Here is a 25,082-nt window from a genome sequence, read left to right as displayed (position 1 = left end):
TCGGCTCATGAACCCAAAACAACGAAGGAGAAGCCTAGGAACTTGACCACCACCAACACGAGCGATACCTAAAGGCGGGTCACTTCTCGGCGCAAATCCCGGGTCAGCTCTCAGTGCAAATCAACAACCAAGTCTTCGCCGGACTTTTTCGTCACCTCTGGCGGGAACTATGAATTCAACATCGAAGCTGTAATATCGGACCAACCTCTAGGCCAGACCGGGGAGGGAGGGAGTGTACTGAACTTCAAAAACCGCTGCGCGCTTAAGCTTGCCGGAAAAATTAGAGACAAGTTGAGGCTCTACCGAGGCAGTGACGGCAAGAAGCATCCATACAACTCCCTGAGCCACGTTCGGGGAAAGCCGTTTGTGATCGCAATAGCGCCCTTCGATAGCGAACACTCTCTTTTGCAGAACAACGAGCTGATAAATCTCGTGCTGTTCGGGATTGGTTCGCCCGTAGTTGAGGGAGGCGTAATCAGACAAAACAAGGTGGCTTCGATCATAACCGCTTCCGGAGCGCCGGTCGAAATGGGGATCTTCACAAATGACTCCTTCAAGGAGATCAGTGCAGTAATTTTCTCGACTGTCGCGACATTTGGGAAAGCAGTCGTAGAGAGCAAGATCGAGAGACTCGTGAGGGCAACTCGCTATAGAACGATCGAGAAGGAAAGACTTCCCATCTCCTCACCCCTATGGCAGCTCGGCGTCCACCGATTTCAGCTTGATAACTTTTACTATCTCCTGACCCAAAGATGGGATTTCGGCCACATTGTCACGGGGTCGGATATGCACATCCGGCATTCTAGTTTTCATCGGGAAAGCCACCTGGATGGGTTGCATCTTTACTTCAATCCATACGCGGAGGTGCCATTTGAACCGAGCTTCATGTGGCCAAATGAAGTCTCTCTGAACTATTATGACCCGGCGACTAACCAGCCGGACCAGATACATCCCGATCAGGCGCTCGTTTCTCGACAGGTTTTCGAGCCGAACTTTTTCTGGATGCAACATCTCCTCAATAGCTATGGCTTTCTTTGATTTAACCTACTGCCTCACGTGAGGTCGCACGGACGACGTCGATGCTTTGTTGTCAGTGAAGGCGACCGGCGACCTGACTGCGCTGTACTACCTCGACAAACCGCTCAGAGAGCACGTCGCAAAAACCATGCGGGAAGAGTGAAATTTCAAATACTTAGCGAAAACAGAGATGGGGCGAAGGTTCGATACCCGTCAAGGCGAAGATTTGAACCGAGAGTCTTCTGTGGTGATGGGAACACACGTTCTGATAATGCCCCAAACTATTTATCTGTAGACGGAGCCGAAACGATCGGGTGGTTCAAAATATCATTTACTTATGGCACTGGGGCAGGGCTGCTATCGCTTGGTGATCGCCAGAGGATTCGTTTAGTCGGCCGTTCTCCAATGACAATTTGCCAACAACGAAAACCGGCTTTGAGCTTTTCGGCCGGGGGAGTTCGTCGCGAAGTGTAATTGGAACACCTCGGCTGAAGGAATTCTCGCGTTTTGCCTGTATAACCAGCCGTGTGTCCGTTCGAATGACAGTTCCGAGAGGGATATCATTCTGGTCAGGATCGAACAGGGTGGTTTCATCGATTTCCACGCGGACGTCAGGCACGATGAGCCCGCGCCAATCATGATTATTTGCACTCTCAAAGAAATGAAATGCGAACCGCCCCGAAAGGATCACCGCAGCCGCTGCTCCGTCTATAGAGCCAATCAAAGCCGTTTCCTCATACGAGCTACGTGGCAAGATCAAGCTCAACGGAGCGGCATTGGCGAACGTTCCTACTGTAAATTCATCTGGAGATAACATCTTCTTCCTTTAGTATTGGGAACCTTGTAACGGACCGATCAAAATGTCCCAAAGCAACTCGGCTGCTCCCTCCTGCGAGAGCTTCTGATTGCGATTCCTCCCAAACGAGGCCATACCCATGCTTGTCAGGTAGAGGGTCTGGTCATCGGCCTCAATGTTCAGTGATTCGTTCATACTGTTGCTCGTGGTAGCTTCTCCTTGGACATAGTTGATGCCGCGTCCCCAAGCGTCCCCACCGATGTACACCGTTCCCCGCGCCACATCCTTTCCATCGCGATAGATCGTTGCGAAGAACCGAGTGGCGTCTACCCGCCGAAATGCTCCGTCGAAGCCGGGGCTGCGGGCGCCAAGTTCCTCTAGGGAATTCTCGAAGAACCGGGCAATGTATTCAAATGTGTCGTGTTTGAACAGATCCTTCTCCCGCTGCGTAAAGGTCTTGCCAAGCCGCAGATTGCTTGATCGCGGACCATCCGCCAAAGGGGAAGGGGTGGGCGTTGTGATCGAGCTCGTACGGATACCGTGGAAGGGAGGCTTGGCTGTTCCAACGATACGCGCTGTGGCTTCCCGCACTGCTTTGGCTACCTGTAGGAAGGCGTCATCGATGTCCGTCCATTGTGTGACTGGCTTGCCGTCCAGCGGAACCGCTTTGAGTTTGCCGAACGGCGAATGGTGCCAATCGCACGCCCGAAGAATAACGGGAATGACAATAGCCTCTCTTTTCTCGTGACGCTCCATAGCGCGACTCATCTCGATGTCGTAGCAGTAGTCGGATGCCAAAAAGTCTGCGCTGATGAGCAGGAGGATAATCTCATCCGTGTTGATATGGTCGTCGATCGCTGGGTGTATCTCTTCCCCGGCGCCGATGCGCCGGTCGTGCCAGGTTTCGATAACACCCTGCCGTTTTAGCATGAACAGCTGCTTTTCAAGCTGATCCCTCAGCGCCTCATCTACATGCGAATATGAAAAGAAAACGCTCGGCATTTTTCCCCCTTTGTTGAGTGAAATATGGAGTACTTTGCCTGCGACTGGCAAGGTACTAACCGAGGGTTTCCAATTTTCATAGCACACGGCAGAAGTTCGGTATGGAAACTTGCCGCGTCTCATCCCAAAGATATTGTTATCCCGGCAACTTTGATTATGAGCGATCGTTAATCTGTTTAGCAGAACACACGATTGCGTTTGGCAGCTACCGACCTCATTGTCGCGATTCAGTTCGCTCCACGCGCTACGTGAAACTTGCCGTTCTTTTGCTCGCGATGAACGGCTAGGCGAGACAAAACAGGGTTTTATCGGAATTGTAGACCTTTACGCTACAATCTAAAACGCTTGAAATTCGTCTATTATCGGCATTTTCAAAGGAAGATTTCCAAGACGTCTGCGGCGCGTACAACTGATGGTTTACTGATCACCGACGATTTTGTACAAGGTTGATGAAGGGAGATGCATCAGCACGTATCTGCAAGGCCGTCGCCTAAGTTCAAGGTCTGCCGTGTCTGAAATTCAATCTTAAACCTTCAGAGTCGCGCGCCAAGCGATGGCGTCCTTTGAAAAGGTTGTCTTCCCGAAAGTACCGAAAATACAAGCCAGTTTGAATCGCGACACTATGCTTGGCAAGGCGGACGGCATTACATCATCGGTGAAAGTTAAGTCAGCACCACTATTTTACCACCGGCCCTGTTCTCTTCCATGCAGCGATGCGCCTCGACGATCTCGTCAAGCTGAAAGGTCCTGCCCACTTGCACCCGTAATTTCCCCGCCGCGATCTGTTCGACCAATCGCTGGATTGGTGTCAACATGAAGTCGTCCGGGCCGCCATCATATGTCGTGAGGCCGACGGTCGACGGGATTGAGTCCATTGGACTGAAATTGTCGAATGCCCATTTGTTACCGACCATGCCCGTCATGCAGACAATGCCATTTTGCCGGGCGCAGCGCAGGGAATCCAAAAGCGTTGTCGTGCCCACCAGTTCGAGCACCTTGTCAAAGCCATTGGTGTTCATGTCTTCGATCTGGGGAGCTATCAACCCTGCATCAATAAACACCTGATCGGCTCCGTTTGTGCGAAGCAGTTCTTCACGGTCCTGATTGCGGGTCGTTGCTGCAACAAAAGCACCGTGGTTTTTGGCAATTGCCGCAGCGGCCAGGCCGACTGATGTTGTACCTCCGCGGATCAACAGCCGATCGCCTTTTTCCAGCCGCAGCGATTTGAACAGGGACCCCCACGCCGTCTGAAGCATTTCAGGGACTGCCCCGAGCACTTCCCAAGGGAGTGATGTATTCAGAACCTGCACTTGCGCTACGGGAACACAGGTATATTCAGCGTAGCTTCCGTCGAATTGGCGGCCCATTCCGCCCATCGCAGTCGCGACGATATCGCCCTTGCGAAACTCACCGCCAGGTGCATCTTCGACAAGACCAACGGCCTCGATACCGAGAACGCGTGGCAACGTCACGCTTGGTGACAGACCTTGCCGCGTGAATAATTCAGAGCGGTTGAGACCGAATGCCCTGACCCGGATCAATACCTCACCAAGCTGTGGCACGGGGACTGGCCGGCTCTCGATTGTAAGAACTTCAGGCCCGCCTGGTTTCCGCATTACTGCTGCCTTCATGTTTGTCATCGTCTGGATCCTATCCTGGATTAAAGCTGGTCAAGTGAAATCCACTGCCACAACGCATAACCTGCCAAACTTATGTGCCTGCGGCGTATATGCCAACAATTGCTCGGCAGGCTTGATCTGGTCACTGTTGGATCATGCTGACACTTATGGACTTGCCTTCAATTCTGTGCGGGTGGATTGGTTGACGAGAAAATATAACGGGCAAAGCGCCATGTACCGTCATTATCGCGCCGGAAGAGAAACATTTCTTGATTGCCTTCCATGGTTTGTTTCTTGTTGGCCAGCACCGTAGCGGTTCCCTTCGAGTGGGTCCGGGCATATGCCCAGCCATCGGAAAACTCTCCCATCTCATCAATACCGAAGCGAACATCCAGCTTGATGGCCTGGAAGATTTTGCCATACGTGTCGCGAACGGCGTCCCTGCCGATCTGGGTGGGGAAGTTTTGCGGCATGAAAACCGCATCATCGGTGTAAAGCATCATCACCTCGTCGAGATTGGAAGCATTCAGCGCTTTTTCATAACGGTCCAATTGCTTTGTCAGGGCCGCCTTGACTGCCGGACTCGCTTGAGGTGTTTGAGCAATAGCCGAGGTTGCAGCCAGCGTAGCCACGGCAAAGGACGAAAGTGCGGTGCGCACAGACATTTTCATGGGACTATTCCTTTTGTTTGAGTCAAAGACGAACGACAAGTTTGCCAAGACCGCGATTGCTCTCGATCACAGTGTGGGCGCGACGTATGTCGTCAAAATTGAACGTTTCAGAGCGCAGCGACGGAATTCGGCCCGCGGCAACTTCTTCCGCAACCCAGCGAAGTGGTGATTCAGACAAAGGCATGGCAGGTGTTCCCAGCAATCCACTCTGGAAGAAGTTCAGTCTTATTGCGGCCGGCAGATCCTGCATCAGATGAAACTCGTTGAGCACAGGTGCTCCGCCAAGAAGGCCGATCATGCTGACGGCTCCAAACGGCTTCAATGTCTTGATCGTGTCGCGCAGTGTCGAAGCGCCGACAACTTCAAGGGCACTGTCGATCCCGTTCGGAAACAGTTTGCGCACTTCATCTGAGATTGTGCCGTTGTCGACAACGACATGATCAGCGCCAGCTTTGCGCAGCCGGTCGCCGTTTCCAGCTGATCGGCTGGTTGCGATAACGGTCAATCCCCGTGCCTTGGCATATGCGACGGCGGCGAGACCAACTGACGATGTTGCACCACGTACCAGAATGGTTTGGCTCGCCTCGATTGCGAGGCTCTGGTCCAGCGCTCCCCAGACAGTGAGATAGGCTTCAGGCAGTGCGGCCAGTTCTTCCCAGGCAAGATCAATACCATCAAGGCTGACGACATTGCTGCGCAAAACCGTTACCTCTTCGGCGTAACTGCCCGGGCGGCTGAACTGCATGCCACCCATGGCAGTAGCAACACGCTCGCCGATCCGGAATGTACCGGACGCGTCGCTAGCAATCTCGCCCACAGCTTCAATTCCCGGGGTGCGTGGGCCCGTGATGTCTCCCATTTTTCCGGCACGAAGATAGGTCTCTGCCCGGTTCAGGCCAAATGCACGAACTGTAATCTTTACCTCGTCCGCAGTTGGCTGAAGTGATTGCACATCTTTCATTTGCAGGACTTCAGGGCCGCCCACCTTGTCGATTACATATGCTTTCATTTTCGATACTCCGTCAGGTATGTAGCTTTTGATTTGATGAGTATCTTCCTATTGTTTTGTGTAGAATAGCCGGGAAAATGGCACTTTAACTTTCATATTTGAGAGGATTATATGGATCTCAATGCTGTTCAGATGTTTGTCATGGTTGTGCGTACAGGCAGTTTGACCGCTGCAGCGGAGCGGCTTCAGATACCGCTGCCAACTCTCAGCAGGCGCATCCGTGAGCTCGAACGGGAACTCAAGGTGCAACTTCTGGAAAGAAGCGTGCGAGGGGCGAAGCTGACGGCATCGGGCATGAGGCTTTACGAACATGCAGGCCGAAGTATTGAAGTATTGGGAGAATCCATGGAAGCGGTGATGGGTGATCAGGCCCAACTGCGGGGGTTGTTGCGGTTATCATTGCCTCCAAGTTTCAAACCCTGGTGGGATTTACTAGCGGCATTTCAGAAGAAGTATCCCGATATCCGACTCCACATCTATTCCACCGATCGCCGTGTCGATCTCGTCGAGGACGGTGTCGATGTCGCTCTTCGGGTGGGTGCGATTGCCCATGAGGCCATGGTTGCCCGAAAAGTCATCGCTTACCGCCATGTCGTCGTTGCCAGCCAGGCGCTGTTGGAAGAGTTCGGAATTCCATCGACGCCCGCAGAGCTCCATCGGTTCCCCTGCGCCATTTGGAGTCAAGACGGACATTCCAACAGAACCTGGCGGCTTGGGAATGACACGTTCGAGCACTCAGCCCTTCTTTCGACCAACGATTATGCCCATCTGTGCGAACGAGCACTCAGTGGTGACGTCGTGACAGAGCTTCCGCCATTTTTGGCTGAGAAGTACATTCGCGAAGGTCGCCTTGTTGCGCTCCTGCCTGACCATTTGATGCCCACCCAGCAGATAAATCTGCTTTACCCCTCACATCGGCATCCTTCGACGATCGTGCGGGCGTATCTGGAATTCTGTAAGAACGAGCTTGGATCGGTCATGCATTCCACCTGAGAACGGGAGTGGGAAACACTTCAAATATCCAACCCGCGTGATTCAGTAATGTGCGGGTGTTCCATAAGACTCGCTCGCTAATTTTCATTTTCCGCGAGCGCGAGAGGGTACTCGCTTCTTAAACCTTTGTTTTTTATAATCAATCCATCATTTTCTAGTGACTTGCGGGTTTGTACGAACGGCTGACCGAGGTTAGGAACCAATGTTTTGCGGAGAGGGTTATCGATTGAGATTGGTGATCATTGCCAAGGTAATGAGCTTGTGAAACGGTATGATAGCAGGAAGGTAGAGCTTGCCGAACAGGTTCTTGCGCCTTACCAGCGTCATCACGCTGACAAGTTTTTCCCCGCCATCATTGTGGACATCGATCACGGCGCGGAAGTCGAGATGGCGATCGTCGAAGCCAAGCACCACTTGGTGCACGGACTGGCTGACAACTGGAAAGACGCCAACCATTTCCATCTCGGCGGGAGAATGGGCCGTAGAAGACTTGATGCCGAAGGGCGCAACAACCGTATTGCGGATCGCCATCAGCACCCGTACCCATCGCGGAAAATGCCCAAGCACCAATCTAGCAGCATCCATGGCCGTCAGATCACGGTCTTTGATACGCAACTGGTAGCAATCCGCCCAGTCGGCCTCGGCCAAAGCCGGATGCGGCAATCTTGGATGGACCTTGGTTGGTTTCTGGAGGGTGCGCACGAGTGGACCTTTTGCTTGCGTTGCTGCCGAAATCTACCACACTGGAAAACTCTGCCGTAGACAAACCGGCGGCTGTGACAATGTGCTTCAGAGCTGAGAAATCCGATACATCCTGTCGTAGAAGCCAAAAGCTGGCTTTCTGGATGGCCAAATTGATAGGTTGCCAGCGACCATCGGAACAAGTCGTAGAGAAATCCTCAAGTACATGGGAGCAACGCTAGTGATCAGCACGACGCCGGCCATCGCGGACGGAAAGCATACCAACTGGCAAATCGCTGCTCCGGGCGAGGCAGGATTCAAATCCGATCCGGTAAAGCGCTTTGACGATCTAGGGGAGCATAAGCATTTGTGGGGCGGTCAGGCGGCAAGTGCCGCTTCATCGTATTCTTGATTGTCGTTTGCTATGCTGGTGTACCATCGCTGGAAGGTCGAACGAAGGGAACCATCAAGCGTCTGAGTGCGGGTTTGCAGCAGAAGATGGGCACCTTCTCTGCTCCATTGCATTTGCTGCTTCTTGGCGAAACGCTGGGATATGACAGCATTGACGGTTGCCTCGACGAAAGCTGAACAGATGCGTTCACCGCAATTGATCAGGCGTGCATTGTTGGAGGCGATGTAGGATCGGAACTCGTCGATGGCGGTCAAGAACTTGCGCATGTTAGGATAGTCCGTTTCGAGAGCTTCCGCATCAAATTGCAGGTCTGCGATTTCGTCGCGCGGACGATAGCCGTTGCCATGCCAGAGATGCCATTTGATTTTGCGTAAGCCTTCAAGCAGATCCTGCCCAGCCTGCTCGTCGTAGTTTTCGACTCCCTGCGCGAACTGGCGAAGGACTGTGATGCGCATGGTGATGTGGAACCAGTCCAGGACATGCTCACTCGCCGGTGCGATCATTTCGGCAAGCGATCGAACCTCTTCGCCGCCATCGGTGATGAAGGTGATATCCTGATTGGCCTGAACACCTTGCTTGATGAGATGGTCAATGATGCGGCGTTGCGGCTTGCGATCATGACCTTGGACGAAGCCGATATAGCGCGGTTCACCGTTGTCGGGTAGCGAACGACCCACGATCAGTTCGAAATTCTTTTTGCGGTTATCGCGGTCTCGGATGTAGCCGCCATCCAGACCGATAACGATGCGGCCATCCGGAACAGGCAGATTCATCCAGCCACGCGGGCAGGGCATCCTGCATAAAGGACACTCGTTCTTCGGTCAGCTCCCGCTCGATGCGGCGCGCCGCGCGCAATGCATGCTGCCGAACTGTCGTGGCATTGGCACCGCAATTGATCGGCAGCACATCAGCCAACAGCTCCGCAGCGGCGGCATAGGGCACGAGTGAAGCCCATCGGGTCTCCAGATAAAGGCGTTCGGGCGCGATGTGATCGGAGATCAGTTCCCGCAGCGGTGAGATTGTTGCAGGACAGTTCGCACCGTCAACCCGTGGCAGGTAATAGCGCGGGCTCTTCAGGCGTTCATTCGTTTTCCGGCGCTCGGGCTCCGGTTTCCCACGAGCCATACCGTGTCGTGTGAATAGTGAATTGGTAAAGGTGGATGCCTTCCCATCCCATCGCGACCTGAAGGACGCCATGAAACTCGCACAACGTCATTGTCGAGGCAACCTGAACCCTACGCCATACCATCGGGCTCACGCCCTTTAGCCATATGCGGAATTGTAGTGTGAAAGCCTCATCCTCCGAAGCTGCCGTTTGTTCAGCAGTTTTCCGTACCGCCCGTTTTGCCCTCTTCACATCCGCCAGTCCCATCGAAATTCAATGACGGCGACATACTCCTTTCTATCCCGCCCCACAAAAGCTTAAGCTCCCCTACTTGAGAATTTCTCGACGACTTTTTCCGGTGGTCATTGGTCACCTCTCAATTTGCTGGGCGCGGCATCGCCTTCGGATATCTGCTTTCACTTGGAAGAACCGGTTACTTTAACGCTTCCCGGATCGCGTGGGTGGCGGCTAGAGCGGTCTGGCTCCGCTCGACATTCAGAAATTCCGGCCAGCTCGAAAACTTGACGACGGCGAAGTCGGATTGCCGATCGATGTAAACAAACTGCCCGAAGACACCACGCGCCATGTAAGCGCATCGCTTGGAATCCTCGATCCAGAACTGATTGTGATAGGCTCCCTCGGGAAGCACGTCGTGGTAAATGCTGCCGAATAATTCCGGGCGTCCTCCAGTGCTCGTTTCCAAAATCCAAGTACGTGGAACTATCTGACGTCCGTCGTAGCCCCGTCCGGCGTTCAGATGAAGCAGGGCGAAGCGGGCGTAATCGCGGAGCGTCGCGTTGAAGCCGCCGTCGGCCAGTGCGAAGCCTTTCGCGTCGACAGTGAAGTATGCGTCTTCGCCTGCCCCCATGGGTACCCACAATTCACGGCTGACTAATTCGGCGAGCGGAACGCCAGAGGCGTTTTGCAGCACGAAGGCAAGCACATCGGTTTCGATCGACCTGTAGCGGAACGAAGCGCCATGAGCGCATTCGCTAGCCTTTAGCGTCAGTATCAGATCCCATACGCTTTTTGGCCATAACGGGTTGCTAGTCTGTTTCCAACCGGAAGCGGCGTCCAGTTGCGCCATATGCGAATCGACAGCCGTGTAGGTTTCATCGAAAACCACGCCGCTGGTCATGTCGAGCACATGCTGGACGGATGCGCCACGATAGGCGGTGGCTTCCAGTTCCGGAAGATAGTGCGTCACCGGCAACTGCGGATCGATCATGTCGCGTTCAATCAAAATCCCGGCAACAGTCCCCACAATCGACTTGGAGACCGACTGCGAAAGATGCGGTGTGCGCTCGGTCATACCGTTCAGATAACGCTCGGCAACGATTTTGCCGCGATGCAGGACAAGGAAGCCATCGGTAAAGTCTGTCTGCAAGAAGCCGCCGATCGTTTCTTTCCGTCCATTGATTTCGAAACTGACCGTTTCGATATCCTGCAAGTCGACGTGCAGCGGGCTCGCAGGACCTGGACCGCGCCAGACCTGTGCGGTCGGCGTCATATCGCGCACGTGCTGGAAGGTCCAGCGGTTCCACGGAGCACGGTCCCAAGCATCATGCGGAACAACCATCTTGCCAAACGTCATCGGGTCACTAACGGCGCTAGAATTATTGTCATTCATAGTCGATCGATTCCTAATCGATTTTATTTTCAGTCCTTGCCACGAGCATAGCTCCCGCCGACAAATTCGCCGAGCAGGGACCCCATTTCGTTCATTGTGGCAAAGTTCTTTTTGGCCATGGGGCCGAGCCGGATGGCGACTGTATCAATCATCAGATTCAGAATGACACTGAGGCTGGCAGTGGAATCCCAGAATGTTTTTACGTGGGTATGAGCCTCGAATACGAAGTGCGTATAGGAGAACGCCCAGTGGCTGAACTTGTCGGTGACGATGACCAGCGGCATGTCGAGCGATTTCAATTTTTCCGCGAGCTTCACCCCTCGCGTGGCATAGGCGGCGGTGTCGATCAGAACGACCAGGCTGTGTTTGGGGTCGGCGGCGATAATTTCGCCGAAAGTGCCGCTGGAATTTTCGACGAAGATGACGTTTGGGCGGGCCCAGAGCAGACGGCTGGCGAAATCCATGGCCAGACCTTTCGATGCCTGGAAGCCGACCACATAGATTGTCCGGGTCTTGGCCAAGGCCTCAGTGGCCACATCCCAAATGTCGGTTGCGGATAGCGCGTAGGCCTTGACGATGGCGTTCAGTTCTAGGCGCAGGCTCTCCTGCAGCGCTTGCTGGCGGCTGTCGCGCACCTGGAAGCGTGCCATATAGTCGTCAATCTCACTGTCTTTCTCTGCGACCGAATTTCGAAGCCGGTTCTTCAGATCGCGCAAATTATCGAAACCCAGACCGCGAACGAAACGCGTTACGGTCATTTCGCTGACGCCGACCGCATGGGCAATGCTACCGCCGGTTTCGAATGGCAGCATCTGAACATTGTCGAGCAGGTAGCCGGCGAGGTTCTTTTCCGACGGCGAAAAATCGTTCATGCGGGTGCGCAGGATCGCCTCGATGTCGATTCTTGTTCCGCCGTTGTCCGCATTTGATCCTTTGCTGGCGGCATTTGTTCTGTTTTTCATGCGAGCTCCATGGTGGAGGCATACATTTCCGGCAGGCCCTGATTCCAGATACCCTCGCCGTCAAGTCCTTGTTCAAGCTGACGTGCCACCGCGAGCAGCATATCCTCACGGCCAAAACGCGCCACAAGTTGAATGCCTATCGGCAGGCCCGTCACACTCCGGCCCGTCGGCAGCGAGATTGCCGGTTGGCCCGTCGCATTGAACAGCGCCGTAAAGGTCTCCTTGGGCTCGAGATCGGCGAATACCCCGTCCGCATCGATGCCGGGTCGGGCGGGATCGTAGGTTCCGATCGTTTCAGGCAGGATGGCACTGGTGGGGGTCAGCAGAAGATCGTAGCCGGAAAGGAAGCGTCCCAATTGGCGGGTCACCCCATCGTAAATCGCAAGTGCTTCCATGAGTTGGGCGGCGCGTAACGTCAAACCATGGCGGTGCAGGGCGAGGACGCTGGCCCCCAAAGTTTTTTCATCGATGTCCCTTCCCATTTGCCCGGCCAATCCCACCAGTCCTGCGGCGCTGTCCGCCGCCCATATGGTTATTTGGGCGGCCAGGAACGTGGCATAGTCGAACTTTGGCGAAGCCTCTTCAACGTGGTGGCCAAGGTCGGCGAGCCTGGCGGCGGTGGCTTCCACCGCGGCCGTGACTTCTCTGTCGACTTTGCAGCCCGACCAGGGTTTCGTGCAAAACGCTATGCGCAATTCTTTCGGAGCTACATTCATGGCATCGCAATAGCTGCCTGGGGGCGGTGCGATCTCATAGCCGTCGCCTGCATCTGGGCCATGACACAGGTCGAGAAGCAGCGCCGTGTCGCGAACCGATCGAGTCAGCATGAAAGACGTGCCCAACCCCAGCAGGGGCGCGACAGAGCCCGGCGATCCGGTGACGCGGCCGCGCGACGGCTTGAGGCCGATCAGCCCGCAAAAGGACGCCGGGTTCCGGATCGATCCCCCGCCATCGCTCCCCTGAGCGAATGGAACGATGCCGGCAGCGACGGCCGCCGCAGCCCCGCCGCTGGAACCTGAAACGCCATGAGCCAAATTCCACGGATTGCGCGTGGCACCGTAGAGCAGCGTCTCGGTGGTTGCCGGCACGCCGAACTCCGAGCTGGTGGTGCGGCCCGCGTTGATGAGCCCACCGTCACGCAGGCGCGTCCAATAGACAGCGTCGCGCGGAGCTTTGAAGCCCATGGCAAGACGGCTTCCGAATTCAGCTGGCCGTCCTGCCTCGACAGGAAAGTCTTTGGTTAGCGTTGGGATGCCATGAAAGGGGCCGCCAAGCGGCCGGTCGGGGAGTGCGTCGATGGCGTCTTGATAAAGTTCGACAACCGCGTTTATTGCAGGATTAACCGCTGCAACGGCCTGCACGACGCATCGCCCCAACTCCTTCGGCGTGACATCGCCCTTTTTCAGCAGTTCGCTGAGGCTGGTTCCGTCGTTGGCAACATATTCGTCGAGGCGCATGGTCAAATCTTCATAATGCGAGAGTAGGTGAAGGAACGAGGGAACCGATCGATTCGACAAGTTCTTGGGTGTATGGATCGCGCGGTTTGGTCAGCACTTGCCGCGCTGGGCCGCTCTCTACGATACGGCCGGCCTTGAAGACATAAACGCGCTGGCAGAAGCTGCTCACGACACGGAGATCATGGGAAATGTAGAGCAGCGTGAGCGCGCGCTCGCGTTGCAGGCGGGTCAATAGGTCCAGGATTTGGGCCTGGGTCGTCACGTCGAGTGCCGATGTGATTTCGTCTGCGATAAGGACTTGCGGTTTGAGAGCAAGTGCCCGGGCCAGGCCGACGCGCTGGCATTGCCCTCCCGAAAGCTGGCGCGGCTTGCGATCACGCAGTATGCCCGGTAATTCAACCAACTCGAGCAGTTCATCCGCTTGGCGTTGTGCCGTGCGCCGGTCTGCCAGCCCGTGCCGCCAGATCGGCTCCGCGATGGCTTCCGAGACAGTCATGCGGGGGTTCAGCGAATCGTATGGATTCTGGAACACCATCTGGATGCTGCGGCAAAATCGGGTCAGCGTTTCGCCACGCAAAGCCTGAACATTCTGCCCGTCAAACCGGATGGCTCCGCCGCTTGCGCCGTTCTGCCGGATGATGGCGCGCGCCAGAGTGCTTTTGCCCGACCCGCTTTCACCGACGATTCCGACCGTCTCGCCCTCGGCGATCTGCATATTTACGCCGTCGAGAGCAAGAAATTCGCGGGCACTTTTGAGACGGAGGCCACTGGCGAGGTCGCGTTTGCCGGGAAACGACACGGAGAGATTTTCGATCGTGAGCAGGGGGGAGCGCGCCGGGGCTGATCCGGCTGATCCGGCCCCTGCCGGGCGACGGCCAGGTTGGGAATCGATGAGCAGTTTCGTATAGGGGTGCTGCGGCTTGTTGACAATCTGGTCAGTCTTTCCCTGCTCCACTATCTCGCCGTGACGCATCACCACGACCCGCGAGCAGACATCGGCAACGACGCCGAGGTCGTGCGAGATGAGGACGATCGCGAGACCGCGCTCGCGGTTCAGTTTCGTCAGGAGTGTCAAGATACGAGCCTGCACTGTCACATCCAGCGCAGTCGTCGGTTCGTCGGCAATCAGCAGTTTGGGACCGCAACCGATTGCCGCGGCGATCATGGCGCGTTGCTTCATGCCGCCCGAGAACTCATGCGGATACGAACGAGCGCGAAGTTCCGGATCTCGAATCCCAACCGCCTCGAGCAACCTGACGGCGCGATCTTGGCCTTCGCTTCGGCCAATCCCCTGATGCCGGATCATTGGCTCAGCGATCTGTTGACCAATTCGCTTCAGCGGATCGAGGTGCGAAGCCGGATTCTGGAAAATCATTGCCATTTCGGGAGCGCGGATAGAACGCCAACTGGCTTCGTCCAGTCCGAGCAACTGGCGACCGTTCAATTTTACACTCCCAGAGGCGTTGGCGGTGCCGGGCAAAAGTCCCATCAAGGCACGGCAGGTAATGGATTTTCCCGAGCCGCTTTCTCCAACAATGCCGATGATCTCGCCGGGCTGAACGGCAAAGGAAATGCCCTTTACGACGGCCAAATGGCCAAACGCAACGGTAAGCTCTCTGACGTCCAGCAGCGGCTGATTTTTTTCCTCTGTCATGACGCTTGCGCTCGTTGCAGTTGCCCGAGGCCGTCGCCCAGAAAAGCAAAACCGAGTCCGAGCGAGATTGCCGCAAGACCGGGAAAGAAGCAGATCCACCAAGCTTGGAGCACAAAGGACTGGCCATCGGCGATCATCACGCCCCATTCGGCGAGCGGCGGTTGCGCACCCATTCCGATGAATCCGAAACTCGCGCCCGCAAGCATCACCAGCACTGCATCGCTAACACCGTAAGCGATAATTGATCCCATGACATTTGGCAGGACATGATGCAGCAGGATGGCGGGCTGTGAAAAGCCAAGACATTGTGCAGCCTGAATGTACTCGGACTCCTTGACGACCAATACCTCGGCCCGAACCAACCGTGCATAGGTCACCCATCCGACGAGTGCCAAAGCGATAATGAAATTGCTCAGTCCAGGCCCCAGCACACCGACAATCGCGAGCACCAGGACGAAGAATGGGAACGCTGCGGTCAGATCATAGATGCGCATGAAAATGACATCGACCACGCCGCCGAAGTAACCGCTGAGCAGTCCAAGCGTTGTTCCGATCAACAGTGGCGGCAGCACACCGACGACACAAAGAAGCAGATCCACCCGCGATGCATGGAGAACGCGCGAAAACACGTCGCGGCCAACCTGGTCGGTGCCGAACCAGTGCTCGGCACTTGGAGCACCCAGCATGTGGACGATGTCGATCGCGTCAGGATCGTGGGGCGCAATGAAGTTCGCCGTCAGTGCGACCAGGAACCAGCCGCCCAGGATAGCGGCCGCCGCGAGCATCGGCCCGGTCAGCCGCACCGACCGCAAGGTCTCGAACAGGATTTTGACATGCCGCATTTTCTGTTACCTCAAAGCCGGACCCGGGGATCAATGAAAGCCGTTAGTAGGTCGACAACGAGCGTGATGATCACGGTGGCCAGCGCAAACGTCAGCGTCAATCCCTGCACGACATAGTAGTCGCGGCCCAGAAGCGAGCCGATCATCAGCGCGCCCAGTCCGGGGACGGCATAGACAGTCTCGACTATGATCGTTCCGCCGATCAGGAAGGCCACCATGACACCCAGCAGATTGAGCGTCGGCAAAACCGCGTTGGGCAAAATGGTGCGCCAGAAAATCTCCCCTTCCCCAGCACCTTGAGCACGTGCGGTCGTCACGAAATCAGCTGTTGTCTTTTCGATCAATGCGGCGCGCAGGCTCTGCGTCAGGACCGGAACGAGCCAGATTGATGTGGAGAGCGCCGGCAGGAACAAATGGTGCAGATGGCCAAAAAAGCCCTGGCCATAGCCCGACACTGGAAACCATCCGAGTCCGGCCCCGAAGAAACGCGACATCATGATGGCCAGCCAAAATACCGGGATTGTGAGGCCTGCGATGCCCAAAACGCGGATGATCTGATCGGCAACTCCGCCTGGTCTGCGGGCGCTAGCGATTGCCAACATGATCGTCGGAGGCACGGCAAGCAAGACGACGTATCCGGTAAGAAACAGCGTCGGCCACATGAATTGGTGGATTAATGCGCTTACCGGCCGCTGGAAACGCAGCGACTGGCCAATATCGCCTGCGAGAAGGTTGGCGACATATGTGATAAATTGTTGCCACAGCGGCTGATCCAACCCGTTTTGATGGCGGATTGCAGCAATCGTCTCGGCGCTGGCGCGGTCTCCGGCGAGCAATCGAGCAGGATCGCCCGGAGCCAGATGGAGCAACATGAACGTCACCACACAGATGCCAGCCAAAACACCCGGCAGTTGGAGCAAGCGACGCGAGATGAGTGGAAGTAGGGTCAATCCAGAGTCCTCCGAAGGAAAAGGGCCGGCGACGTGCCTTCGTGAGGTAGCGTCGCCCGCATTGCATCATCTCATTTGGCGATGACCATATCTTCGAGCGTCCACTGCATGGTCGGCGTCAACTTGATGCCCGTAAGACGCTTGGCGTAAGCGACCGCGTTCGGCGCGTAGTAAAGCGGTATCTGTGACACTTCCTCGGTGGTGATCTCCTGGATTTCCTTGTAGATGGCGGCGCGTTTTACTGGGTCGGTCTCTTTGGTGCCCTGTTCTACGAGCTTGTCGACTTTCGCATTGTTGTAGAATGTGTTGAAAGAATTCGAGCCGCAGGTACCGCAAAGCGCCCAGCGAACCGCCAAATCGGGATCGGGTGTTTCATTATACCACCAGGTTGCGGCGGCATCGTAATCACCCTTCCCGGTCGCGTCCCACCAAGCGCCGGAATCGACGTTGACTATGGTCGGTTTCAAGCCAATGGCCTGCCATTGCGCCTGAAGCAGAAGGGCCAGCTGCTGCTCTGCCGCGCCTCCAGTGGCCAGTATTTTGACTTCTCTCCCCTGCATGCCGGATTCAGCCAGCAACTGTTTGGCTTTGGCAGGATCAGGGGCAATGCCGGGATTTTCCTTGTCGTGAAAATCGACGGCCCCCGGCAACGTCGTATTGGCTGGTTCGGCGTATCCGTTCGTTACCGCCTTTGTCATCGCCTTGTTGTCGACGGCATGCGCGGCGGCTTGGCGCGCCTGCAAATTGGAAAACGGCTCGCGCTTATTGTTGAGCAACGTCACGTAAATTGTCGTGGAAGGTTCAAGGCGCATATCAATGTTTTCGCCCGTTTTCAACTCGTCGATCTGCGCCCACTGCACCCCGCGCACTACATCGATATCGCCAGCCTTCAACATCGCAATCCGGGTCTCCGGCGAGGCGATCTCCAGAAGTTCCACCGTCGCATCGGATTTTGGATAGCCTTTGCGCCAGTAATGTTCGTTGGGCAGAAGCACGAGCTTTTCGTTGGGCATCCATTCCTTCACCACATAGGGGCCCGAAGTGAGCGGGACGCCCGAGAATGCCTTTTCTGCGCCCTGCTTTTCAACATCCACCTTGGAGACGATGCCCATGTTCCAGATTTCGAGATTGCCCAGAAACGGTGAGAACGTGAATTTCAGCTTGAATGTGACGGTCTTGGGGTCAGTTGCCGTCACAGAGTTCACTGCGCTTAGCGGGGCAGGATAGGCAGATTGCTTGTCAGTGCGGATGCGCTCGAGGCTGAAGGCCACATCTGTCGCGGTTAGCGGCGAGCCGTCGCTGAACTTCGCTTCCCGCAAATGGAAGGTGTAGGTAAGCCCGTCTGCCGAAACATCCCAGCTTTCAGCGAGGCCAGGCTCGAGATTCCCGCTCTGCGGATTGCGTTGCAACAACCGGGCATACAGTTGGCCGTAGGTTTCAATGTTGCCGGCCGCCGCCGAGCGTAGTGGATCCAGAGTCGTGGTCGGAAAAGGCGAAGCGATACGGATTGTCTCGGCGGCGACAGCGGGTGCTGCAACTCCCGCACAATACGCGATGACTGCAGTTCCCGCCGCCAGTGCGCGGGCCGTCCTGAACAGGTGCATTTTGGTAGTCCTCCTAAGCGTTCTGCGTAGCGTCCACGCCTTTCGCACAAATGTTATGTTATTTATATCACAACAGTCAATAGTAATTTTATAAATCTAACTTTTTTGACTTGCAGCGGCGTTCAGGCTGGTTGATCCGGGCAATCGCCTGATCGCCGACACTTTGGAACGGGAATGGAACGACAATCAACGCATGCTGGCTGATGTTCGGGAGGAAAGAGAGCGTGTTTTACACGAGAGACCGGTAACCTTGCTGGGGTGCACACGAATTGTTAATGCCGGGTGAGCCATGAGGCAGAGACCTATTCCCTTTTTCGCCGGGTCTGCCCGGACTGCCATACGTTCCGCGCTATCAAGGATTACACGACGCGCCGCATCAGAACTGTCTTCGGCACGGTGAAGGTTCGCAACCCCCGCGGGATGCTGTGCAGGGATTGCCATCCTGGCATGGTGGGCGCCTTCGCTCCGCTGAAGGAAATCTGCCCCGATCGGGCGACGTCTGAGTTGATGGAACTGACGGCGCGGCTGGGAAGTATTATGCCCTATAGGCAGGCAGCGAATGTACTCACCAAATTTCTGCCTGTTGAGCCAACCGAGACGCACGCGACCGTGCGCAAGCGCACCATCAGGGTCGGCGAGCGGATCGACGATCAGGTTGCAAAGGAAGAATCGCACGCGAGAAGGAAGATGGAGGAGCGGCAGCAGCTCGAACTGCCGCTTCCCGGTGATCGACGTAGAGAGTTCATCATCAGCATCGACACGGCCCATGTCCGTAGCGCAGAACCCAATTCAGCGCGAAACTTCGAGCTCGTTGTGGCCCGATGCAGTCGTGGCGGTAGTGGTGATGTCGGTGGCCGCTATTTCGTCACCGCCAGCACCCAGCAGAAGGCAATCCGGGATCGAGCGCTGCATACGCTTCGACGGGAAGGGTATTGCGGCTATGGCGGCGTCACCGTGCTCTCAGATGGCGCTGAAATCCTCAAGCGCCTGCCTCGCGCCATGCCGAGACCGACAACCCATATTATCGACTGGTTCCACATTGCCATGAGGGTCCAGCCCATGCAGCAGATCTCGGACAGCATGGTACGATCCCAATCCGGTCTCTCGCAAACTCTCTCATCCATCGACAAGGAGATCAGAGCCGTGAAGTGGCGGCTGTGGCACGGACGTGTTGATCGCGCGATCCGTGACCTTGAGGGGTTATTGGCAAGGCTGAAGCCCTCACAGCAAAAAAGCGTCGTCTCTATTGCAAGGCTTCACAGTCTCGGTTCGCAACTCCTAACCTATATTCGTTCGAACCGCGGTGCGATCGCCAACTATGGACAGCGCTACCGAGAAGGACTTTGTGTCGCCACCAGCCTCGCCGAGTCTGCCGTGAACTCGGTGGTTGGAAAGCGGATGGTCAAGAAGCAACAGATGCGCTGGACTCTCCATGGTGCTCACATGCCAATGCAGGTTCGGACGGCCGAGTTCAATGGTGAGCTACGCGATCGATTGCGGGCACCCTTCCGACAGCCAGCGCCGAGCTTGCCTTCCCTGTTCAACCCCAAACCGCCGCTCCTGCGCGCCGCCTAACCCCACAGAAGTTACCGGTCTCGAGCCTTAAGGCTGACCGAGCGCAGCCTGCGCGCCGCTTGATGTTCTTCTTCCGTTCGAGCTTAGCGTGTCTGGGGGAACAGCTCTTGTTCTGACCCCAACATGCGCATTCCACTGCAAGCCACCGCTTGATAACAAGTGCGCGGCGGCTGGGAGATCGCTCAAGAGCGAGCGACGACCGATGTGAGAATGCCGAGCAAATATATGAGACGTTTGTTTCCGCTGCGACCACACCAAAACCGAGGGTCTTTATATGGGATATGTCTCGTCGAAATTTCAGTTGCGGGTAAGAATGCGCGTCCTGCGATTGAACCGTTCATGCAATTTAGGACTGACCAGAATTGTCCAGCGATGGATCGCAGAATGATCGATCAAAATGACGGCCCTTGAACATCACCATTCCCGTCTTCACCATTCGGCAAAGGAGCCGTCCTTGTGCCGCCAGATCGGGTTGCGCCAGCGGTGTCCTTCCTTGGCGCGTTCGACGACGTATTCCTCATTGATTTCAATGCCGAGGCCCGGACCTTCCGGAATTGCCACATAACCATCCTCGTAGTGAAAGACGGATTTGTCCTTGGCGTAGTCGAGCAAATCATTGGTACTGTTGTAGTGGATACCGAGGCTTTGTTCCTGGATAAAGGCGTTGTAACTGACAGCATCAAGCTGCAGGCAAGCTGCCAGTGCGATCGGGCCAAGCGGGCAATGGGGTGCCAGCGCCACGTCGTAGGCTTCGGCCATGGCTGCGATCTTGCGGCATTCCGTAATGCCGCCCGCGTGAGACAGGTCGGGCTGGATGATATCAACGGCCCCTTGCTCAAGAACGCTCTTGAAATCCCAGCGGCTATAAAGGCGCTCGCCCAGTGCAATCGGCGCTGATGAAAAAGCGGCAATTTCCTTGAGCGCCTCACGGTTCTCGCTCAGCACCGGTTCTTCGATGAACATCAGGCGATAGGGATCGAGTTCCTTGACCAGAGCCCGTGCCATCGGCCGGTGAACACGGCCGTGAAAATCGACGGCGATGCCGATGTTCGGTCCGACTGCCTGGCGAACAGTCGCGACACGCTCGATGACGGCATCGATCTTGTCGTGGCTGTCTACGATCTGCAATTCTTCCGTGCCGTTCATCTTGAGTGCGGTGAAGCCGCGGCTGGTGACGTCAAGGGCGCCGGCGGCGATGTCAGCCGGCCGGTCACCGCCGATCCAGGAATATACCTTGATCCGGTCGCGGAGTTTGCCGCCGAGAAGCGCATGGACAGGCACGCCCAGTGCTTTGCCCTTGATGTCCCAAAGCGCCTGATCGACACCGGCGATCGCACTCATCAGGATAGGGCCGCCGCGATAGAAGGCGCCGCGATACATCACCGTCCAGTGATCCTCGATCAGACGCGGATCCTTGCCGATCAGATAATCGGCAAGTTCCGTGATCGCGGTTTCAACCGTGTGCGCCCGGCCTTCGACAACGGGTTCGCCCCAGCCGCTGACACCCTCGTCGGTTTCAATTTTCAGAAAGAGCCAGCGCGGGGGAACAATGAATGTCTTGAGTGCGGTGATTTTCATCGTCTGTCTGACCTTTAAACGGTTTTGCCTGCATTGATGGATTTTGCCGCGGCAAGATCGCGTGCGGCGAGGTCCAGGATGTCACTGGCGGCCTTGCGTGCAGCGGCAGCGTCGCGCATCCGCAATGCTTCGACCATGGCGCGGTGCGCTTTGATCGCCTCGCTTCTCTGATCGTTGGAAGTGGTGGCGGTGGTTTCGAGAACGAATTTCAGTGCCGCGTCGATCAGTCCGCCAATCTGACGGAACACCGGGTTGTGGCTCGCCGCATACAGAATCTGGTGGAACGCTATGTCTGAACGCGAGAACTGTTCCACATCGTTCGCTGCGTCGGCCATGCCCTGCCAGGCAAGTTCGAGATCGGCGATTTCCTGCAGCGTGGCCCTGCTCGCTGCAAGTTCCGCAACCAGCGGTTCTATGGCGCGGCGTGTTTCAAGGATGGCGTCGAACAGGCGGTCGTCCAGGAGGTGCGGCGCATGCCATTCCAGCACCTGGGGGTCGATGATGTTCCAGTTATCCGGATCACATACGGTTGTTCCGATCCGCGGACGGCTGCTGACCAATCCCTTGGCGGCCAAAACCTTCAGCGCCTCCCGGATAACCGTCCGGCTAACGCCATAGGCGTCGCCGAGGTCGCTTTCCCGCGGCAAAAGGCTGCCGCTTGGATAACGGCCGGCAAATATGTCACGTGCAAGCGCGCGCACCACATCCGGCATCACGCGGGGGCGGCGTGTTTTCTGCGCGCCTGCAGTCGACGGATCAGTGGTTTGGCTCATCATTTCTTCCCCTCTGTGACGCAACGGCGTCACAGCCTTATCGATCATCGTGTCGAGAATTCCAATCCCTCGAGCAATAGACTATTTATCATACCAGAGCAATTGACGAGTATGATAAAAATGATTAATTGTACCATCACGATCGGAAAACGGGATCGTGCTTTTGGGAGGAATGACAATGAATTTAATCAAGACGGCGATTCTCGCCGGCGCACTCGCAACGATGTCTGTCGTGTCCATGGTTCCTGCCAGTGCGCAGGATGCCAAAATCGGATTCATCGTGAAACAGCCGGAGGAGCCCTGGTTCCAGGATGAGTGGAAATTTGCCGACCAGGCAGCCAAGGAGAAGGGATTTACCCTCGTCAAGATTGGCGCTGAGGATGGCGAGAAGCTGATGTCGGCAATCGACAATCTTGGCGCGCAAGGCGCTCAGGGCTTTGTCGTCTGCACGCCCGATGTGAAGCTCGGACCGGGCATTGTGGCGAAGGCGGCTGCGAACAATCTCAAGATGATGACGGTCGATGACCGTTTGGTCGATGCAGCCGGCAAACCGCTTGAGGATGTGCCGCATATGGGGATTTCCGCCACCAAGATCGGCGAAGCCGTCGGGCAGGGCATCGTTGACGAGATGAAGGCACGCGGCTGGAAGCCGGAAGAAGTGGGGGCCATTCGCGTTTCCTACGATCAGCTGCCGACGGCCGTTGACCGTGTCGAGGGTGCCATTTCGGTGCTGAAGGCAAATGGCTTCAAGGCTGAGAATATCTTTCCGGCCCCGCAGGCAAAGACGGACACCGAAGCTGCTCTGAATGCTGCAACCGTGGTGTTGAATGCGCATGCCGGTATCAAGAAGTGGGTCGCTTTCGGCCTCAATGATGAGGCGGTGCTCGGCGCTGTGCGCGCGACGGAGAGTGTGGGCATTCCGGCGGACGGTGTGATCGGCGTTGGCATCGGCGGGGCGGACTCGGCGATCAACGAGTTCAAGAAGCCGACAGCTACCGGTTTTGTCGGGACTGTTATCATTTCCCCCAAGCGTCATGGCTATGAGACCGCCACCAACATGTATGAGTGGGTGGCGAACGGCAAGCAGCCGGAAAAGCTTACCCTGACATCGGGCGCTCTCGCCAAGCGGGATACCTTCCAGCAGGTGCGCAAGGAACTCGGTATCGAGTAATCCTCGCCGTATATTGAAATCCCTGGCGGCGGTTTGTTCCGCCGCCAAGCTGGAGGGGAAGCCACGTGTCGTTTTTACAGTTCTCAAATCTTACGAAGACCTATCCCGGCGTGAAAGCGCTATCCGGCATCAGTTTCGATGTACGCAAGGGTGCCGTGCATGGATTGATGGGTGAGAACGGTGCCGGTAAATCAACCCTCATCCGAATTCTGTCCGGAGATCAGCATGCCAACGAGGGCGAAATACGCATTGACGGCGACGTTCAGGCGTATGGCTCTTCAAGAGACGCGTTCGAACATGGTGTGATCGTCATCCACCAGGAGCTGCAGCTCGTGCCCGAGTTGACCGTGGCGGAAAACCTGTATCTAGGCCGATTCCCGGCAAAGGCGGGTGTAGTTGCCTCTGCAAAAATGTTCGCCGATGTCACCGAAAAACTGAAGAATGCAGGAATCGATATCGACCCGCGCCAGAAGGTAAAGGCGCTGTCCATCGGTGAACGGCAGATGGTGGAAATCGCCAAGGCAGTGATGCTCGATGCACGGGTGATTGCCCTTGATGAGCCGACCTCTTCGCTTTCTTCCCGCGAAAGTGAAATTCTTTTCACGCTGATTGACCGCTTGCGGGCCGAAGGCAAGGTTATCCTCTATGTTTCGCATCGGCTGGATGAGGTTTTCAGGCTTTGCGACAGTTTGACGGTTTTGCGCGATGGCAAGCTCGCAGCACACCATGAGACGTTGCAAGGTGTAACGCGTGATCAGATCGTAGCCGAAATGGTCGGGCGGGAAATCAACGATATCTGGGGCTGGCGCGGCCGTGAGGCAGGCGCCGTGCGTCTGAAGGTGGAGAATGTTTCCGGAGAACGCCTGCCGGAGCCTGCGAGCTTTGATGTGCGCGCCGGCGAGATTGTCGGCTTCTTCGGCCTTATAGGTGCGGGCCGTTCCGAACTGATGCGACTGGTCTTCGGGGCCGATCCGCAGTTTTCCGGTGCAACCTCGATCGACGGTGCCCAGGTGAAAGCCGGGAACCCGCGTCAGGCGATCCGGTCGGGGATTGTTCTGTGCTCGGAGGACCGCAAGCATGACGGTATTCTCCAGGGGCGCTCGATCGAAGAGAACATCAATGTTTCGTCACGCCGCCATTACAGCCCGTTCGGATTGCTTGACCGGAAGAGGGAGGTGGAGGTTGCGGAAACCTTCATCAAGCGCCTGAAGGTACGCACCCCTTCGCGCAAGCAGGACATCGTCAACCTCTCCGGCGGCAATCAGCAGAAAGTCATATTGGGCCGCTGGCTGGCGGAGCAGGGTGTGAAGGTCCTGATCGTCGATGAACCGACGCGTGGCATCGATGTCGGCGCCAAGTCCGAAATCTACGAGATTCTCTACGAACTTGCCGAAAGCGGGATGGGCATCGTCGTGGTTTCGAGCGAACTGCCCGAGGTGATGGGTATCTGTGACCGTATCCTGGTCATGTGCGCCGGGAAAATCGCGGCCGGGTTGAACCGTGACCAGTTTGAAGAAAATGCGATCCTGGCAGCGGCGCTTCCGGACGTGAAGCAGCCAACAGAAATTGCGTATTGAGGAC

At 56.2% G+C, this 25,082-nt stretch carries 21 protein-coding genes and 2 pseudogenes; 5 read left to right on the top strand and 18 right to left on the bottom strand.

Features of this window, described 5'->3' with window-relative positions:
* Window positions 1–366 precede the first annotated feature (366 nt).
* Window positions 367–1,038 (top strand): hypothetical protein, encoded by a 672-nt coding sequence (locus tag J1W56_RS21670; protein WP_223615367.1) that lies wholly within the window; start codon window positions 367–369, stop codon window positions 1,036–1,038.
* Window positions 1,039–1,348: 310 nt separating this feature from the next.
* Here J1W56_RS21670 and J1W56_RS21665 read toward each other — a convergent pair whose 3' ends face one another.
* The 5 genes from J1W56_RS21665 to J1W56_RS21645 all read right to left on the bottom strand — a co-directional run bounded on the left by J1W56_RS21665 (window position 1,349) and on the right by J1W56_RS21645 (window position 6,066).
* Window positions 1,349–1,834 (bottom strand): hypothetical protein, encoded by a 486-nt coding sequence (locus tag J1W56_RS21665; protein ID WP_223615366.1) that lies wholly within the window; start codon window positions 1,832–1,834, stop codon window positions 1,349–1,351.
* Between the two features lie 9 nt (window positions 1,835–1,843).
* Window positions 1,844–2,815 (bottom strand): toll/interleukin-1 receptor domain-containing protein, encoded by a 972-nt coding sequence (locus J1W56_RS21660; RefSeq protein ID WP_223615365.1) that lies wholly within the window; start codon window positions 2,813–2,815, stop codon window positions 1,844–1,846.
* 662 nt (window positions 2,816–3,477) lie between these two features.
* On the bottom strand, window positions 3,478–4,455 hold the full coding sequence (locus J1W56_RS21655) for a zinc-binding alcohol dehydrogenase family protein (protein ID WP_223615364.1): 978 nt from the start codon (window positions 4,453–4,455) through the stop codon (window positions 3,478–3,480).
* Between the two features lie 158 nt (window positions 4,456–4,613).
* Window positions 4,614–5,105 carry a YybH family protein gene (locus J1W56_RS21650; RefSeq protein ID WP_223615363.1) on the bottom strand — a complete coding sequence of 164 codons (492 nt, stop codon included), beginning with the start codon at window positions 5,103–5,105 and terminating at the stop codon, window positions 4,614–4,616.
* Between the two features lie 22 nt (window positions 5,106–5,127).
* Window positions 5,128–6,066 carry a zinc-binding dehydrogenase gene (locus J1W56_RS21645; protein ID WP_223615362.1) on the bottom strand — a complete coding sequence of 313 codons (939 nt, stop codon included), beginning with the start codon at window positions 6,064–6,066 and terminating at the stop codon, window positions 5,128–5,130.
* 159 nt (window positions 6,067–6,225) lie between these two features.
* On the opposite strand from J1W56_RS21645, the gene J1W56_RS21640 reads away from it, so the two are divergent.
* Window positions 6,226–7,107 carry a LysR family transcriptional regulator gene (locus J1W56_RS21640; RefSeq protein ID WP_223615361.1) on the top strand — a complete coding sequence of 294 codons (882 nt, stop codon included), beginning with the start codon at window positions 6,226–6,228 and terminating at the stop codon, window positions 7,105–7,107.
* Between the two features lie 219 nt (window positions 7,108–7,326).
* On the opposite strand, the gene J1W56_RS21635 is transcribed toward J1W56_RS21640, so the two are convergent.
* The 10 genes and pseudogenes from J1W56_RS21635 to J1W56_RS21590 all read right to left on the bottom strand — a co-directional run bounded on the left by J1W56_RS21635 (window position 7,327) and on the right by J1W56_RS21590 (window position 18,404).
* The gene (locus tag J1W56_RS21635) at window positions 7,327–7,755 is read right to left on the bottom strand and encodes a DUF2867 domain-containing protein (protein WP_223615360.1); all 429 of its coding nucleotides are present in this window, start codon (window positions 7,753–7,755) and stop codon (window positions 7,327–7,329) included.
* Window positions 7,756–8,166: 411 nt separating this feature from the next.
* Window positions 8,167–9,280: pseudogene (locus J1W56_RS21630) on the bottom strand (ISKra4 family transposase); the annotation flags it as partial.
* A gap of 1 nt (window position 9,281) precedes the next feature.
* Window positions 9,282–9,449 carry a plasmid pRiA4b ORF-3 family protein gene (locus J1W56_RS26000; protein WP_264319169.1) on the bottom strand — a complete coding sequence of 56 codons (168 nt, stop codon included), beginning with the start codon at window positions 9,447–9,449 and terminating at the stop codon, window positions 9,282–9,284.
* 289 nt (window positions 9,450–9,738) lie between these two features.
* Window positions 9,739–10,935, bottom strand: a complete 1,197-nt coding sequence (locus tag J1W56_RS21620) for a serine hydrolase domain-containing protein (protein ID WP_223615358.1) — start codon at window positions 10,933–10,935, stop codon at window positions 9,739–9,741.
* 29 nt (window positions 10,936–10,964) lie between these two features.
* The gene (locus J1W56_RS21615) at window positions 10,965–11,897 is read right to left on the bottom strand and encodes a MurR/RpiR family transcriptional regulator (protein ID WP_223615357.1); all 933 of its coding nucleotides are present in this window, start codon (window positions 11,895–11,897) and stop codon (window positions 10,965–10,967) included.
* The gene (locus J1W56_RS21610; RefSeq protein ID WP_223615356.1) at window positions 11,894–13,354 is read right to left on the bottom strand and encodes an amidase; all 1,461 of its coding nucleotides are present in this window, start codon (window positions 13,352–13,354) and stop codon (window positions 11,894–11,896) included. The genes J1W56_RS21615 and J1W56_RS21610 overlap by 4 nt, the downstream gene beginning before the upstream one ends.
* A gap of 10 nt (window positions 13,355–13,364) precedes the next feature.
* Window positions 13,365–15,008 carry a dipeptide ABC transporter ATP-binding protein gene (locus tag J1W56_RS21605; protein ID WP_223615355.1) on the bottom strand — a complete coding sequence of 548 codons (1,644 nt, stop codon included), beginning with the start codon at window positions 15,006–15,008 and terminating at the stop codon, window positions 13,365–13,367.
* Window positions 15,005–15,850 carry an ABC transporter permease gene (locus tag J1W56_RS21600; RefSeq protein WP_223615354.1) on the bottom strand — a complete coding sequence of 282 codons (846 nt, stop codon included), beginning with the start codon at window positions 15,848–15,850 and terminating at the stop codon, window positions 15,005–15,007. The genes J1W56_RS21605 and J1W56_RS21600 overlap by 4 nt, the downstream gene beginning before the upstream one ends.
* 11 nt (window positions 15,851–15,861) lie before the next feature.
* Window positions 15,862–16,800 (bottom strand): ABC transporter permease, encoded by a 939-nt coding sequence (locus J1W56_RS21595; protein ID WP_223615353.1) that lies wholly within the window; start codon window positions 16,798–16,800, stop codon window positions 15,862–15,864.
* 71 nt (window positions 16,801–16,871) lie between these two features.
* On the bottom strand, window positions 16,872–18,404 hold the full coding sequence (locus J1W56_RS21590) for an ABC transporter substrate-binding protein (RefSeq protein WP_223615352.1): 1,533 nt from the start codon (window positions 18,402–18,404) through the stop codon (window positions 16,872–16,874).
* A gap of 282 nt (window positions 18,405–18,686) precedes the next feature.
* Here J1W56_RS21590 and J1W56_RS21585 point away from each other — a divergent pair, with 282 nt between their 5' ends.
* Window positions 18,687–19,979 carry an ISKra4 family transposase gene (locus tag J1W56_RS21585; protein ID WP_223615351.1) on the top strand — a complete coding sequence of 431 codons (1,293 nt, stop codon included), beginning with the start codon at window positions 18,687–18,689 and terminating at the stop codon, window positions 19,977–19,979.
* A gap of 300 nt (window positions 19,980–20,279) precedes the next feature.
* Here the strand turns inward: J1W56_RS21585 and J1W56_RS26185 are convergent.
* The 3 genes and pseudogenes from J1W56_RS26185 to J1W56_RS21575 all read right to left on the bottom strand — a co-directional run.
* Window positions 20,280–20,394: pseudogene (locus tag J1W56_RS26185) on the bottom strand (IS6 family transposase); the annotation flags it as partial.
* Window positions 20,395–20,408: 14 nt separating this feature from the next.
* Window positions 20,409–21,557 (bottom strand): galactonate dehydratase, encoded by a 1,149-nt coding sequence (dgoD, locus tag J1W56_RS21580; RefSeq protein ID WP_223615350.1) that lies wholly within the window; start codon window positions 21,555–21,557, stop codon window positions 20,409–20,411.
* Between the two features lie 14 nt (window positions 21,558–21,571).
* Window positions 21,572–22,330 (bottom strand): FadR/GntR family transcriptional regulator, encoded by a 759-nt coding sequence (locus J1W56_RS21575; RefSeq protein WP_404928629.1) that lies wholly within the window; start codon window positions 22,328–22,330, stop codon window positions 21,572–21,574.
* A gap of 178 nt (window positions 22,331–22,508) precedes the next feature.
* On the opposite strand from J1W56_RS21575, the gene J1W56_RS21570 reads away from it, so the two are divergent.
* The gene (locus tag J1W56_RS21570; protein ID WP_105735011.1) at window positions 22,509–23,501 is read left to right on the top strand and encodes an arabinose ABC transporter substrate-binding protein; all 993 of its coding nucleotides are present in this window, start codon (window positions 22,509–22,511) and stop codon (window positions 23,499–23,501) included.
* Between the two features lie 65 nt (window positions 23,502–23,566).
* Entirely contained in the window at window positions 23,567–25,078 is a 1,512-nt protein-coding gene (gene araG, locus J1W56_RS21565; protein WP_223615348.1) for an L-arabinose ABC transporter ATP-binding protein AraG, read from the top strand.
* The last annotated feature ends 4 nt before the right edge of the window (window positions 25,079–25,082 follow it).

It is taken from the genome of Phyllobacterium calauticae (assembly GCF_019991125.1).
Lineage (GTDB): Bacteria > Pseudomonadota > Alphaproteobacteria > Rhizobiales > Rhizobiaceae > Phyllobacterium > Phyllobacterium calauticae.
This window is presented reverse-complemented; position numbering and strand designations above follow the sequence as displayed.